Here is a 13,444-nt window from a genome sequence, read left to right as displayed (position 1 = left end):
TACGGGACTGGCCCTTATACCGGCGCCACCCCCGACCGTCCACCGCCGCAGCCCGACTTCCGACGCGCCTCAGCGCGCCTTGCCGCCCAGTTCCGTCTCCAGCTCGGCGATCTTCTTTTCCATCGACTGGCGCAGGGCCGGGCTCTCGTGCGACTTCATGGTCGCGAGCCGCTGCTTGAGCATGTCGAGCTGGGCACGCTTCTCGCGCGCGTCCCGCTTGATCGGGCGGTTGTCGGACTTCTGTCCCTCGAAGGCGCGCATCGGCTGCTCTCTGGTTTCGCGAGGCGCGGACCTTACGGAGACGGTCGCCGGCGTTCAAGCGCCGCCTGAGCGGGCGCTCCGAAGCTGTCCACAGCTGCCCCCTCAGCGGCCGAGCAGCACCCGCGCCACGGCATCGACGATGCCGTCCGTGTCGATGCCGTTGATGCGGTGCAGGTCGGAGACCGAACCCGACTGGCCGAATTCTGTGACTCCGAGCGGCCGGATGCGATGCCCGCAGACGGAGCCGAGCCAGCCCAGCGTCGCCGGGTGGCCGTCGATGACGCTGACCAGCTTCGCGTCCGGCGCCAGGACATCGAGCAGGCCGGCGGCGTGCGAGTCGGCACCGTCGGCGCGCCACCCCTCGTAGAGCCGGTCCGGCGACGTCACGGCCAGCAGGCCGGCGCCCGGTACGTCGTCCAGCACGGCGGCGTGCGCCGCGACCGCATCGGGGGCCATTGCGCCGGTGTAGACCAGCGCCAGTTCGGCACCCGGTGCCGGCGGCACGGCCCAGTAGGCGCCCTCGATGATCTCATCCGCGAGGGCTTCGTCGATCGACCGCTCCGGCTGCGCCAGCGGCCGGGTCGACAGGCGCAGATAGAGCGAGCCACCGTCCGGCGCCTGCATGTGGGCGAAGCCCCAGCGCATGATCGCCGCCAGTTCGTCCACATAGGACGGCTCGAAATAGGACAGGCCCGGCAGGCCGATGCCGACCAGCGGCGTGTTGATCGACTGATGCGCCCCACCCTCCGGCGCCAGGGTCACGCCGGACGGCGTGGCCACCACCATGAAGCGCGCGTCCTGGTAGAGCGCGTAGTTCAGCGCGTCGAGGCCGCGATTGATGAACGGGTCGTACAGGGTCCCGACCGGCAGCATCCGCTCGCCGAACAGGGCGTGCGATAGGCCGGCGGCGCCCAGCATCAGGAACAGATTGTGCTCGGCGATGCCCAGTTCGAAATGCTGGCCGCGCGGCGACTGGCCCCAGCGCTGGGCGGAGACGACCTGCACCTCGCGGAACGTGTCCTGGCGTTCGCTGCGCGAGAAGATGCCGCGCTGGTTCACCCAGCCGCCGAGATTGGTCGACACCGTCACGTCCGGCGACGTGGTCACCACCTTCTGCGAGAGAGGATTATCGGATTTTCCCAACGCGTTGAGAATCTTGCCGAAACCCTCCTGCGTCGACATCCGCGCGCCCGTCGGCGTCTCGATCTCCACGGGCACCGTCGAGGCCATGTGCCGGCGCGGCCGCTCGGTGCGGAACGGCACCCGGTCGAGGTAGGCGCGCAGCGTCTCCTCCGGCAGGTCGAGGCCGGCGAAGGCGTCCCACTCCTGCCCGTCGCCGATCTTCATGCTCTGCTTGAAGGCGGCCATCTGGTCGGGGTTCATCAGGCCGGCATGGTTGTCCTTGTGGCCCGCGAACGGCAGGCCCATGCCCTTGATGGTGTAGGCGAGGAAGCAGGTCGGGCGGTCGTCGGTCACCGACCGGAAGGCCTCCAGCACGCTCTCCATGTCGTGGCCGGCGAGGTTGGTCATCAGGACCGCGAGGGCGTCGTCGTCGTGACTGTCGAGGATCTGCCGGATCCCGGGCACGTCGCCCAGGTCCTTCTCCAGTTCCGTGCGCCAGGCCGCGCCGCCCTTGAAGACCAGCGCCGAGTAGAGGCTGTTGGGGCACTCGTCGATCCAGTCGCGCAACCGCTCGCCGTCGGGGCCGGCGAAGGCCGCCTCCAGCCGCTTGCCGTACTTCAGAACGATGACGTTCCAGCCCATGCTGCGGAACAGCCCGTCGAAGCGCCCGAACAGCCGGTCGTTCACAACGGAATCAAGACTCTGGCGGTTATAGTCGATGATCCACCAGAGGTTCCGCACGTCGTGCTTCCAGCCCTCCAGCAGGGCCTCGAACACGTTGCCTTCGTCCAGTTCGGCATCGCCGACGATCGCCACCATGCGGCCGGCCGGTGCCGCGTTCTCGGCGCGGCGAGCGCGGACATAGTCCTGCACCATCGAGGCGAACACGGTCATTGCGACACCGAGGCCGACCGAACCGGTCGAGAAGTCGACGTCGTCCACGTCCTTGGTGCGCGACGGGTAGGACTGGGCGCCGCCGAGCGCGCGGAAATTCTCCAGCTTGTCGCGGGTCTGGCGGCCGAGCAGGTACTGGATCGCGTGGAAGATCGGGCTGGCGTGCGGCTTCACCGCGACCCGGTCCTCCGGCTTCAGCACCGACATGTAGAGGGCCGTCATCAGCGTCGACACCGAGGCGCTCGACGCCTGATGGCCGCCGACCTTCACCCCGTCCGGATTGGGGCGCAGGTGGTTGGCGTTGTGGATCATCCACGACGACAGCCAGAGGATCTTGCGCTGCAGCGCCCGCAGGCAGGCGATCTCATCCCGGTCGGTACCGCTGTCCGCGGCCGCTTCGGCATCGTGATCGATCGTCTTCAGCGCGGTCGAGCGGGCGGGCGACATGGCGGATCCCTCGGCAGGTGCTTGGGTTGCCTCCAAATATAGTGCGTCTCGGCCAGGCCTGCGTTGCGAAGTCGGTCCCGGCAGCGCTAGTTTGCGCAATCTTCCTCCACCGGACGCCGCACGGACGACAGATTATGCCCACCGCGCCGCTCGACGCGATCGATCGCCGAATTCTCCGGGTGCTCCAGGAGAACGCCCGGATCCCCAACGTCGAGTTGGCCCAGGCGGTCGGGCTGTCGCCGTCGCCCTGCCTGCGCCGGGTGCGCGACCTGGAGGAGCGCGGGATCGTGCGGCGCTATGTCGGCCTGGTCGATCCGGGTGCGGTCGGCCTGCCGGTCAGCGTCTTCGTTCAAGTGACGCTCGAACGTCAGGTGGAACGTGCCCTGGAAACCTTCGAAACCGCCGTGCAGGAGCGGCCGGAGGTCATGGAATGCTACCTGATGACCGGCGACGCCGACTATCTGCTGCGGGTCGTCGTGCCGGACCTGGAGGCGTTCCAGCGTTTCCTCATGGATCACCTCACCCGCGTGCCGGGCGTCGCCAGCATCAAGTCCAGCTTCGCGCTCAAGCAGGTGAAGTACCTGACCGCCCTGCCGCTGGATTGACGACCCACGAGAGACGACCCCGGTCTAAGGGCGCTCCCATCCGTCGCGCTTGCCTCGCCCGGTCCTCACGCCCATTCTTCAGCCCCGCCCGAGAAGAACGGGGCCAGCGCGCCGCAGCCATGCCCAGCCAGCCGAAAAACGTCGCATTGTTCGTCACTTGCCTCGTCGACCTGTTCCGGCCCAGCGTCGGAATGGCGGCGGTGAAGCTGTTGGAGGATGCCGGCTGCACGGTCGCCGTCCCGGCCGCGCAGACCTGCTGCGGCCAGCCGCCGTACAATTCCGGCGACCGCGCCGACGCCAAGCGCATCGCCCGTGGCGTGCTGGAGGCCTTCAAGGGCTTCGACTACGTCGTGGCGCCGTCCGGCTCCTGCGCCGGGATGATCAGCCACCATTACCCCGACCTATTCGCCGATGAGCCGGTACTCGCCGAGCAGGCGCGCGACCTCGCCCGCCGCACCTACGAGCTGATCTCGTTCCTCACCGACGTCTGCGGCGTCGATACGGTCGCGGCACGCTTCGACGGCTCGGTCACCTACCACGATTCCTGCTCCGGCCTGCGCGAACTCGGCATCAAGGCCCAGCCGCGCAAGCTGCTCGCCGGGGTGGAGGGTCTGACCCTGACCGAAATGGCGGAGCCGGAGGTCTGCTGCGGCTTCGGCGGTACCTTCTGCGTGAAGTATCCGGAGATTTCCGACGCCATGGTCCGCCGCAAGTCCGCCGACATCGGCGCCAGCGGCGCCGGCACCCTGCTGGCGGGCGACCTCGGCTGCCTGCTCAACATGGCCGGCAAGCTGACGCGCGAGGGATCGCCGGTGAAGTCGCGGCACGTCGCCGAGGTGCTGGCCGGCATGGCCGACGGCCCCGCTATCGGCGAAGGCACTGCCGGAGGGCGCAAGCCGTGACGCTGATGGGTGCGGCCAACTTCAAGGAGAACGCCCACAAGGCGATGCACGACTCCGACCTGCAGTCGGAGCTGCGCAAGCTGGCGGGCGGCTTTTCCCAGGCGCGCGTCCGTGCCGCCGCCGACGTGCCGGAGTTCGACGCGCTGCGCGACGCGGCGCGCGACATCAAGAACCACACGCTGGAGCACATCGACTACTACCTCGAGCGCTTCGAGCGGAAGGTGATCGAGAACGGCGGCAAGGTGCACTGGTGCCGCACGGCCGAAGAGGCGCGCGAGACGATCCTCGGTCTCTGCCGCGACCTGGGGGCCAAGACGGTCACCAAGGGCAAGAGCATGATCGCCGAGGAGATCATGCTGAACGACCATCTGGAGAAGAACGGCATCGAGCCGGTCGAGACCGACCTCGGCGAGTACATCATCCAGCTGCGCCACGAGACGCCGAGCCACATCATCGCGCCGGCGATCCACGTCACGACCGAAGGCGTCGCCAAGGCGTTCCGCGAGCATCACAAGGATCTCGACGCCGACCGCCCGCTGACCGAGCCGCGCGCGATGCTGGCCGAGGCGCGCACCATCCTGCGCCGCCGCTTCCTGGAGGCCGACGTCGGCATCACCGGCGCCAACTTCCTGATCGCCGAAACCGGCTCCTCGGTCATCGTGACCAACGAGGGCAACGGCGACCTGACCCAGACGCTGCCCAAGGCGCACATCGTCCTCGCCAGCCTGGAAAAGGTCGTCCCCACCCTGGAAGACCTGTCGACCATGCTGCGCGTGCTTGCGCGCTCGGCCACGGGCCAGGAGATGTCGGTCTACACCACGGTCTCGACCGGGCCGCGCCGCGCCGAGGACCTTGACGGCCCGGGCGAGTACCACGTCGTGCTGCTCGACAACGGCCGCAGCGCCATGATCGGCGGCGAGTTCCAGGACATGCTGCGCTGCATCCGCTGCGGCGCCTGCATGAACAACTGCCCCGTCTATCACCAGATCGGCGGCCACGCCTACGGCTGGGTCTATCCGGGTCCGATGGGCGTCGTGCTGACCCCGGCGCTGATCGGCATCGACGAGGCGAAGCTGCTGCCGAACGCCTCCACCCTCTGCGGCAAGTGCGAGGAGGTGTGCCCGGTGCGCATCCCGCTGCCGAAGATGATGCGGCACTGGCGGGAGCGCGAGTTCGAGCGGCACCTGGAGCCGAACACCGCCCGCTACGGCCTGAAGGCCTGGACGTGGCTCGCGACGCGGCCCCGGCTCTACCGCATGGCGACGGCCGTGGCGGTGGGCTTCCTCGGCGGCCTCGGCCGTCGTGCGGGGCGCTTCCGCACCCTGCCCTTCGCCGGCGGCTGGACGTCGGTGCGCGACATGCCCGCCCCGGAGGGCGGCACCTTCCAGCAGCAATGGGCGGCGCGGCAACGCAAGGCGCGGGCGCGATGAGGCGTGACGAGGCGCTGCACGAGCGGATCCGGGTCGCGGAAGCTGAACGGCGGGTGGATGTGGGGGTGGACCTGCGCCCGCTGAACCGTCCCGGCTCGCCGGTCTATGTGATGTGGGAGAATGCGGCGCCGACCTTCGGCCTCGCGGCGATCGTGGTGGTCGTCTGGCTGGCCGCGGACTGGATCTGGGCGATGGCGGCATTGGCGAGCGGCGTGATCCTGCTGCTCACCGTGGTGAACATGATGGTGATGACCCGCGTGCGCCGGCGCGCCCTCGCCCTGGCGCTGAACGACGTGGCGGGCTGGTCTTCGCTCTGGGACCAGGGCGTCCTGAGCCTGCGTCTCCCGGCCGAGAAGGGATCGGAGTGCCTTTCGCCGCACGGCGACTGGCGCGGCTTCGCCATTCGGAATCTGCCGGCGCGGCGGCGGATGGAGGTGGAATGAGCGCACGCGACGACATCCTGGGCGCCCTGCGCCGCTCGCACGGGCGCGGGGTGCTCGACCGCGACGCCCAGTCGGGCATAGAGGAGCGGATGGGCCGCCATCCGCGCGGCCCGCAGCTCGCCCGCGTGGCGCTCGACGCCGGTGCGCTGGTCGACCTGTTTGCCGCCAAGGTGACGGCAGCGGCAGCGACCCTCGACCGCGTCGCCACCGTCGATGCGATTCCGGCCGCGATCGCCGGCTATCTGGCGCGCGAGAACCTGCCGGCGCAGCTGGCGGTCGCACCCGACCCGCAGCTCGACGACGTGCCATGGCGGAACCGGCCGCTGCTCGTCCTGCGCCGCGGTGTGGCGCGCGAGACGGACACGGCCAGCGTCACCGGCGCGTTCGCCGCCATCGCGGAGACCGGCACGCTGATGCTCACCTCCGGCCCGCAGTCGCCGACGACGCTCAACTTCCTGCCCGAGTCGCACATCGTCGTGCTGCGCCGCGGCCAGGTGGTGGGCGCCCTGGAGGACGCCTGGGACCGGCTGCGTGGCCGCCAGGGCCACGCGATGCCGCGCACCGTCAACTTCATCACCGGCCCGTCGCGCAGTGCCGACATCGGCCAGCAGCTGCAGATGGGCGCGCACGGCCCGCGGCGCCTGCACATCATCCTGGTGGACGGTCGTGCGGCGGCAGGCGGGTGAGCGCCGTCGCCGCGGTCAGGCGACCGAGGACGAGATCCGCCTGTGGCGCGAGGCGACCCGTGACGTCCGCCCGCTGATCGAGACGGCGCGGATCCCCGACCCTCCACCTGCCGCCCCCCCGGCTCCGGCGCCCGCGTCGCCCGCTTCCGCCCGCCCCCTGGCGCAGCTGCCGGCGCACGTTCCCGCACAGCCTCTGCCCGTCGTGCAGGGGCGCGGCGGCGTCGCCGGTCTCGACCGTCGCAGTGCGATGCGCCTGCGCCGCGGCACGCTCGCGGTGGAAGCGCGACTCGATCTGCACGGCATGACGCAGGAGGAAGCGCACCACGCGCTCAACGGCTTCCTGTCGGCGCAGATCAGGGCCGAGCGGCGCGTGGTGCTGGTCATCACCGGCCGCGGCTTCTCGGCCGGGACGAGAGAGGCGGGCGAGACCGGCGGCATCCTCCGCCGCTCCCTGCCCCGCTGGCTGCACGAGGGCGCCAACCGCGAGCGCGTCCTCGCCTACTCGCCCGCCCAGCCGCGCCACGGCGGCAACGGCGCGTTCTACGTCCTGCTGCGCCGGCGGCGGGACTAGCCGACCGGCCGCCCCCGAAATTTCGCCATAACCTTCTGTAATCAAAACTTAAATAGTGGGCCTTAGTCATCCCCCAACGGCACGACCGCACGTGACCAAGGGGGAAGCAGTGTCCTTTCAGAGGCTCCGAATATCGTACAAGCTGGCCTTGCTCGTCGCGATCGTCGTCGTGACGACGCTGACGATCAGCGCGCTCAATCTGCTTTCCTATCGCTCCGATCTCGTTGAGAGCCGGCGACTGAAAACGAAGAACCTGGTCGAGGCGGCGCACAGTGTCGTCGCTCATTTCTACCAGCGCGAGCAGGACGGGAACATGACGCGGGAGGCCGCGCAGGCGGCGGCGCTCGCCGCCCTCGAAGCCATGCGCTACGAGGGGAAGGAGTATTTCTGGGTCAATGATCACCGCCCCGTGATGCTGATGCATCCCTACGCAAAGAAGCTGCAGGGCAAGGACGTCTCGGACTTCGCCGATCCCACCGGCAAAAAGCTGTTTCTCGCGTTCGTCGAACTGGCACGCCGGGATGGCGCCGGCTTCGTCGACTATAGCTGGCCGCCGCCCGGCAAGGCCGACGGGACGCCCGAGCCGAAGATATCCTACGTGCAGGCCTTCGCGCCCTGGGGCTGGATCATCGGCAGCGGCATCTATGTCAGCGACGTCGAAGCGGCGTTCGTACAGAAGGCGACCCGTACGCTCATAGAGGAGGGCCTGATCCTCATCGTCATTCTCGGATGCGCGACGATGATCAGCCGGGGAATCAAGCGCTCGCTCAACGACGTCACGCAGGTGACGCGGCGGCTCGCCGAAGGCGATACCCGCGTCGCACTGCCGGCGGCCCATCCCGCCACCGAGGTCGGGCAACTCGTCGGGGCCCTGGAGATCTTTCGCCAGAACGCCATTCAGAGGGAGGCGCTCGAAGCCGAGAAGCAGGACCAAACGCGTTTGCAGGAGGCACGAGCGGAGCGCATAGCCGCGCTTCTCGCAGGCTTCGACACCGACGCCCGCGCCGTTGTCGACCTGGTTGCGACCGCCGCCAAGGACATGGCCGAGACGGCGGAGCGGATGTCCGGCATGGCCGCCGACAGCCGGCAGTCCAGCGACGGGGCGACCGACGCGGCCGACCGCGCCGCGGCGAACGTCCAGCAGGTCGCTGCCGCTGCCGAACAGCTCACCTCTTCGATCGGAGAGATCGGCCGGCAGGTCGTCGCCTCGCAATCGATCGCGGAGCAGGCGGAGAGCGAGGCGGAGCGGACAAACGACACCGTCGGCGGCCTGGTTGCCGCCGCGCGAAAGATCGGCGAGGTCGTCGACTTGATCAGCGGCATCGCCGCCCAGACGAACCTCCTCGCCCTGAATGCCACGATCGAGGCGGCTCGGGCAGGCGAGGCCGGCAAGGGCTTCGCCGTCGTGGCCTCGGAAGTGAAGTCGCTGGCGACCCAGACGGCGCGTGCGACCGAGGAGATCGCCGAGCAGATCGCACAGATCCAGTCGGTCAGCACCGCTTCGGCCGAGGCCATCAGGGGCATTGCCGGCACCATCGTCCGGATCCGGGAGATCGCCAGCGGCATCGCCGCCGCCGTCGAGGAACAGTCCGCCGCGACCAGCGATATCTCGCGCAATGTCCGCGAGGCAGCGGGCGGGACCGATCTGGTGACGGAGCGGATCGGCACCGTCAGCCGGGCCATTCGTGCAACCGGTCTGGAAGCGGAGCGGGTGTCACGGGCCGCGAACAGCCTCGGCCGCGAGGCCCAGACGCTTCGCGGGAAGGTGGAAGTGTTCCTGGCTGATGTCGCCGGCGCGTGACATAGCTTGACGCATGGCATCGGCTGCGGCTAAGCCGCAGCCGATGATCAATGAAATCGCTGCTCGATGACCCCCGGCGCCCGCCTCGCAGCCGCGATCGACGTGCTGGAGGAGTATGAGCGTGCGCCGGCACCCGCCGACGCCATCGTCGCCTCCTACCTGCGCACCCGCCGCTACATCGGCGCCAAGGACCGCGCCGCGATCCAGGCCCTGATCTTCGGCCACTTCCGCCAGTGGGCGCGCATCGGCTGGCTGATCGAGCGCGCCGGCATGGTGCCCACGCCCCGCCTGCGCGTCCTCGCCTACTCGCCCGCCCAGCCGCGCCGCTGCGGCAACGGCGCCTTCTACGTCCTGCTGCGCCGGCGGCGCGACTGAACGTGCGCGCCGACGGACGGCAGGGAACGCGTGGGAATTTTCTCGACACGCTCCCGACACCGGTGCGCCTTCGCGCCGCCGGCCTGACGATCGAGAGCGAGATCGCCCTCCCGGGTCTTCCAGAAACGGCCGACAGCAACGTCGACGTCCGGTTCGGTCCGGGCGACCTGGAGCACCGTGATGGGCTGACGCTGCGGGCGCAGCGCTTCGGCTGCACCGCCATCGGCGGAACGCGGGTGGCCGTGTCGGTCTGGATCGAGCCGGAGGGTGATGTCGTCCCACGCACCGTGCTGCCAGCCGGGCTGACCGGAATCGCCTATCAGCGGGGCCTCCTGCCGCTGCACGCCGCCGCCGTCCAGGTAGCCGGCTCCTGCATCGCCTTCTGCGGAAGCTCGGGTGCCGGCAAGTCGACCCTGGCCTCGGCATTCGGCCAGACGGGATATGCGATCCTCAGCGACGACCTTCTCGTCGTCCACCCATCGCCCCACGAGCGCTTGCCCCCCGTCGCATGGCCGGGACCGAGCCGGTCGCGGCTCGACGCGGACAGCGTGTCGTTGCTGGGGGAAGGCGTGGTACCGCTGACGCCGTTTTCGTCCTGGGACGGCAAGACCCTGGCGGCCATCGGGCCGGCCCCGGTGGACGCGCCGTATCCGGTCGCGGCCCTCTATTTGCTGCGCTGGGGCGAACTCGGCGTGTCGCGGCTGTCGCCGCTCGAGGCCGCCGCCATGCTGCCTCATTGCCTCCGCAAGCCGGGATGGCTCGAGGACTCCGGGCGGGCTACCGCGATCCGGCGGTTGTGGCTGGATCTTGTGGCGCGGGTTCCGGTCCTTCTGCTATCCCGACCGCGCGGCGCTCCCTTCCCCCTGCTCCTGTCCGCGGTGCTGGAAGCATGCGGACAGGGACGCGAAGAGCGCCCGTTCTCTTAGCGGCGACCGGAGCCATCAGTGAACGCGTTCACGCTCGACGACCGGGTGGCACGCAACCCGTCCATTCTCGGGGTGGAGACCGACGAGCGTGAAATCCTGCTGATGGACGAGGACTCCGGCAACTGCTTCGCCCTCGGCGGCAGCGGCCTCCTCGTATGGCGCGCAACCGAGCAGCCCATCCGCGTGCGCGACATCTGTGCGGCACTCCGGACACACTATCGGATCGACGAAGAGACCTGCGCCACCCAGACGCTGGCTTACGTGGCTCATCTGGCGGCGGAGAACCTCCTCTGCCGCCTCCCCGATCCCGAATAGCCGGCGCTGCCCGTCGAGATGGCCGCCGCCTCGCCGCTCGTGTCCGTGGTCATGCCCGTCCGCAACGGCGCCGCATTCGTGGACGATGCCGTCGCCTCGGTTCTGGCCCAGACACACCAGAGGCTGGAACTGATCGTCGTCGACGACGGCTCGACCGACGACACCGCCGCGATCGTCGAACGATGGGCCGCCCGCGACGGCCGCGTCCGCTTGTTGCAGCAGCCGCACCGGGGGCAGCCCGAGGCGCTGAACACCGGCATCGGAGCAGCGCAGGGCGCATTCATCGGCCGGATAGACCATGACGACCTGTGCCACCCTGAACGGTTCGAAGTGCAGCTCGCCTGGATGGAAAGGCATGGGGTCGACGTCTGCGGATGCTGGATGCAGCGCTTCGGTGCGGCGCGCGGCATCATCCGTTTCGCTCGCGGGCATGAGGCGATCCGTCACGAGGCGCTCTTCTCCTCACCCGTAGCCGATGGCGCCCTGCTGTACCGCGGCGATGTCATTCGGGAGAATCGCTATCCGCCCGAAGTGCAGATCCGCGAGGGTCTTGCGCAGTGCATCAGGCTCTCGCCGAGCTATCGCTTCGGCAACGTGCCGCGCGTTCTCGGTCACTATCGTTTTCATGCGAACCAGTTGACGAAGCGCTTCGCCACGGCGATCCGGTATCGCCAGGGCCAGATTCGCGCCCGGCATTTCTCCGCCATGTTTCCCGACGCATCGTCGTCGGACCGCGCCGCGTTTACCCTGGTCGTCGAGGGAACGCCGCTGGATCGGGACGGGTTGGCCTCGCTCGGGGATCTGTTCCTCCGACGCCTTCGGCCCGACGACAGGGAGACGCGCCATCGCATGCAGCGCCGGTGGCGACGTCTTTGCCGGTCCTGCATAGCAGACGACGTCGCCACCGCCGAAATCCGCGACACGATACTTGCCGCGCTTCGCGGGTCTCGGCGCGGATCCTCCTCATCGATCCCTTGACAGGCAAGGGCGTGGACGATGCAATTGTCGAACTGCCCAGCTCTTTGCTATAATTGACGCATTGATCAATGCGCGTCGGTGAGGGCCGAATGGGCGTGCAGAATCGAGAAATTCTGGATCGCGCGGCAGCGTCCGCCTCAGATGAATCGCCGATGCGAGAATGGGAAATTCCCACGATCAAGAAGCTTGAGGCGGTCAAAGCGCAGGCCGGGCCCTCCGGGTTCACCCCCGACGGCACGGGTTTCTATTCATAAAATCGCCGAGACTGCCTGCCGCTTCCAGCCGCTTTTCACTTCAGCTTCTCGGAGTCCGTGGTAAGGCTTGACGACCGTAGCGGCATTGCGGTCAAACACGCTGATGACCCTCCAGAATCACTGCGGATGACCCCCGGCGCCCGCCTCGCGGCCGCGATCGACGTGCTGGAGGAGTATGAGCGTGCGCCGGCGCCGGCCGACGCCATCGTCGCCTCCTATCTGCGCACCCGCCGCTACATCGGCGCCAAGGACCGCGCCGCGATCCAGGCCCTGGTATTCGGCCACTTCCGCCAGTGGGCGCGCATCGGCTGGCTGATCGAGCGCGGCGGCATGGCGCCCACGCCCCGACTGCGCGTCATCGCCGGCCAGGCGCTGGCCGCGCAGCGCGCGCTGGTCGGGCCGGGCGGCCTCTTCACCGGCAACGGCCACGACCCTGCGCCGCTCACCCGCGCCGAGGAGAAGCTGTTCCACACCCTGGCCGGCAAGCCGCTGGACGATCCCGACATGCCCGAGGCGGTACGCCTCGAATGCCCGGACTGGGCCGAGGCCGGCCTGCGCGAGGCGCTGGGTGAGCGCTTCGCCGAAGAGATGGCGGCGCTCATCGAACCGGCGCCGCTGGATTTCCGCGCGAATGCCGTCAAGGCGACACGCGCCCAGGCCATCGCCGCCCTCGCCGCCGACGGCGTCGAGGTCGAGGCGACGCCCTGGTCGCCCTGGGGCATGCGGCGCCAGGGCCGCATCGCGCTGGGCGCCCTGCCCTCATTCCGCGAAGGCCTGTTCGAGGTGCAGGACGAAGGCTCGCAGCTCATCGCGGTAATCGCCGAGGCCCGGCCCGGCATGCAGGTCGTCGACTTCTGCGCCGGTGCGGGCGGCAAGACGCTGGCGCTCGCGGCGACCATGCAGAACAAGGGCCGCGTCGTCGCCTGCGACATCTCCGCCGATCGGCTGGAACGGGCCGGCGAGCGGCTGCGCCGCGCCGGCATCCACAATGTCGAGCGCCGGCCGCTGAAGACGGAGCGCGACCCCTGGGTGAAGCGCCACAAGGGCAAGTTCGACCGCGTGGTCGTCGACGCGCCGTGCAGCGGCACCGGCACCTGGCGCCGCAATCCGGACGCGCGCTGGCGCCCGGCGGGCCCCGGCCTGGAGTCGCTGATCGCCCTGCAGGCGAGCATCCTGGAGAGCGCCGCGCGGCTGGTGCGTCCGGGCGGGCGCCTCGTCTACGCGACCTGCTCGTTCATGCGGGCCGAGAACGAGGACCGGATCGAGGCTTTCCTCGCCGGCCACCCCGACTTCACCGTCGTGCCCGTCGCCGACCTGCAGCCGGGCCTGGGCGAAACCTTCATGCGCCTGACGCCGGCACGTCACGGAACGGACGGCTTCTTCGCCGCCGTCATGGAGAGAAAGAGCCCGGAGGCGGCTTAGGCGGCCGCCATC

General features: G+C 69.4%; 15 protein-coding genes. 13 read left to right on the top strand and 2 right to left on the bottom strand.

Translation table 11 applies throughout. The annotated features are described in order from the left end of the window. Positions 1–69: 69 nt before the first annotated feature. The gene (locus ABIE65_RS12710) at positions 70–261 is read right to left on the bottom strand and encodes a hypothetical protein (RefSeq protein WP_354078108.1); all 192 of its coding nucleotides are present in this window, start codon (positions 259–261) and stop codon (positions 70–72) included. A gap of 102 nt (positions 262–363) precedes the next feature. Continuing rightward, on the bottom strand, positions 364–2,724 hold the full coding sequence (locus ABIE65_RS12705) for a thiamine pyrophosphate-binding protein (RefSeq protein ID WP_354078107.1): 2,361 nt from the start codon (positions 2,722–2,724) through the stop codon (positions 364–366). 134 nt (positions 2,725–2,858) lie between these two features. On the opposite strand from ABIE65_RS12705, the gene ABIE65_RS12700 reads away from it, so the two are divergent. The 13 genes from ABIE65_RS12700 to ABIE65_RS12640 all read left to right on the top strand — a co-directional run bounded on the left by ABIE65_RS12700 (position 2,859) and on the right by ABIE65_RS12640 (position 13,432). Continuing rightward, positions 2,859–3,329: an Lrp/AsnC family transcriptional regulator gene (locus ABIE65_RS12700; RefSeq protein WP_354078106.1), complete on the top strand. Its 471-nt coding sequence runs from the start codon at positions 2,859–2,861 to the stop codon at positions 3,327–3,329. A gap of 119 nt (positions 3,330–3,448) precedes the next feature. Beyond that, positions 3,449–4,231, top strand: a complete 783-nt coding sequence (locus tag ABIE65_RS12695; RefSeq protein ID WP_354078105.1) for a (Fe-S)-binding protein — start codon at positions 3,449–3,451, stop codon at positions 4,229–4,231. Between the two features lie 5 nt (positions 4,232–4,236). Then, positions 4,237–5,661 (top strand): LutB/LldF family L-lactate oxidation iron-sulfur protein, encoded by a 1,425-nt coding sequence (locus ABIE65_RS12690; protein WP_354078459.1) that lies wholly within the window; start codon positions 4,237–4,239, stop codon positions 5,659–5,661. After that, positions 5,658–6,104: a hypothetical protein gene (locus ABIE65_RS12685; RefSeq protein ID WP_354078104.1), complete on the top strand. Its 447-nt coding sequence runs from the start codon at positions 5,658–5,660 to the stop codon at positions 6,102–6,104. The genes ABIE65_RS12690 and ABIE65_RS12685 overlap by 4 nt, the downstream gene beginning before the upstream one ends. Next, positions 6,101–6,790: a LutC/YkgG family protein gene (locus ABIE65_RS12680; protein WP_354078103.1), complete on the top strand. Its 690-nt coding sequence runs from the start codon at positions 6,101–6,103 to the stop codon at positions 6,788–6,790. Before ABIE65_RS12685 ends, ABIE65_RS12680 begins: the two co-directional genes overlap by 4 nt. Continuing rightward, the gene (locus ABIE65_RS12675; RefSeq protein ID WP_354078102.1) at positions 6,771–7,361 is read left to right on the top strand and encodes a Smr/MutS family protein; all 591 of its coding nucleotides are present in this window, start codon (positions 6,771–6,773) and stop codon (positions 7,359–7,361) included. Before ABIE65_RS12680 ends, ABIE65_RS12675 begins: the two co-directional genes overlap by 20 nt. Positions 7,362–7,509: 148 nt before the next feature. Further along, a complete protein-coding gene (locus tag ABIE65_RS12670) occupies positions 7,510–9,162 on the top strand; it encodes a methyl-accepting chemotaxis protein (protein ID WP_354078100.1) in 1,653 nt (550 codons plus the stop codon). Between the two features lie 66 nt (positions 9,163–9,228). Next, positions 9,229–9,537, top strand: coding sequence for a hypothetical protein (locus ABIE65_RS12665; protein ID WP_354078099.1), 309 nt, complete (start codon positions 9,229–9,231; stop codon positions 9,535–9,537). 2 nt (positions 9,538–9,539) lie between these two features. Continuing rightward, positions 9,540–10,463, top strand: coding sequence for a hypothetical protein (locus tag ABIE65_RS12660; RefSeq protein ID WP_354078097.1), 924 nt, complete (start codon positions 9,540–9,542; stop codon positions 10,461–10,463). 18 nt (positions 10,464–10,481) lie between these two features. After that, positions 10,482–10,778, top strand: a complete 297-nt coding sequence (locus ABIE65_RS12655) for a PqqD family protein (RefSeq protein ID WP_354078095.1) — start codon at positions 10,482–10,484, stop codon at positions 10,776–10,778. Positions 10,779–10,796: 18 nt separating this feature from the next. Beyond that, complete coding sequence (locus ABIE65_RS12650; RefSeq protein ID WP_354078094.1) at positions 10,797–11,756, top strand: glycosyltransferase family 2 protein; 960 nt, start codon at positions 10,797–10,799, stop codon at positions 11,754–11,756. Between the two features lie 89 nt (positions 11,757–11,845). Further along, complete coding sequence (locus ABIE65_RS12645) at positions 11,846–12,010, top strand: hypothetical protein (protein ID WP_354078092.1); 165 nt, start codon at positions 11,846–11,848, stop codon at positions 12,008–12,010. Between the two features lie 126 nt (positions 12,011–12,136). Continuing rightward, entirely contained in the window at positions 12,137–13,432 is a 1,296-nt protein-coding gene (locus ABIE65_RS12640; RefSeq protein ID WP_354078090.1) for an RsmB/NOP family class I SAM-dependent RNA methyltransferase, read from the top strand. Positions 13,433–13,444: the final 12 nt, after the last annotated feature.

Origin of the sequence: Constrictibacter sp. MBR-5 (assembly GCF_040549485.1) — a bacterium.
In the GTDB taxonomy this organism is placed as follows: domain Bacteria; phylum Pseudomonadota; class Alphaproteobacteria; order JAJUGE01; family JAJUGE01; genus Constrictibacter.
Note: the sequence above shows the minus strand (reverse complement) of the source record. Positions and strands in the feature narration are given on the sequence as shown.

What these genes read in the sequence shown, in the direction of transcription:
- ABIE65_RS12710 (WP_354078108.1), bottom strand. Translation starts at nt 261, where the DNA reads ATGCGCGCCTTCGAGGGACAGAAGTCCGACAACCGCCCGATCAAGCGG.
- ABIE65_RS12705 (WP_354078107.1), bottom strand. Translation starts at nt 2,724, where the DNA reads ATGTCGCCCGCCCGCTCGACCGCGCTGAAGACGATCGATCACGATGCC.
- ABIE65_RS12700 (WP_354078106.1), top strand. Translation starts at nt 2,859, where the DNA reads ATGCCCACCGCGCCGCTCGACGCGATCGATCGCCGAATTCTCCGGGTG.
- ABIE65_RS12695 (WP_354078105.1), top strand. Translation starts at nt 3,449, where the DNA reads ATGCCCAGCCAGCCGAAAAACGTCGCATTGTTCGTCACTTGCCTCGTC.
- ABIE65_RS12690 (WP_354078459.1), top strand. Translation starts at nt 4,237, where the DNA reads ATGGGTGCGGCCAACTTCAAGGAGAACGCCCACAAGGCGATGCACGAC.
- ABIE65_RS12685 (WP_354078104.1), top strand. Translation starts at nt 5,658, where the DNA reads ATGAGGCGTGACGAGGCGCTGCACGAGCGGATCCGGGTCGCGGAAGCT.
- ABIE65_RS12680 (WP_354078103.1), top strand. Translation starts at nt 6,101, where the DNA reads ATGAGCGCACGCGACGACATCCTGGGCGCCCTGCGCCGCTCGCACGGG.
- ABIE65_RS12665 (WP_354078099.1), top strand. Translation starts at nt 9,229, where the DNA reads ATGACCCCCGGCGCCCGCCTCGCAGCCGCGATCGACGTGCTGGAGGAG.
- ABIE65_RS12650 (WP_354078094.1), top strand. Translation starts at nt 10,797, where the DNA reads ATGGCCGCCGCCTCGCCGCTCGTGTCCGTGGTCATGCCCGTCCGCAAC.
- ABIE65_RS12645 (WP_354078092.1), top strand. Translation starts at nt 11,846, where the DNA reads ATGGGCGTGCAGAATCGAGAAATTCTGGATCGCGCGGCAGCGTCCGCC.
- ABIE65_RS12640 (WP_354078090.1), top strand. Translation starts at nt 12,137, where the DNA reads ATGACCCCCGGCGCCCGCCTCGCGGCCGCGATCGACGTGCTGGAGGAG.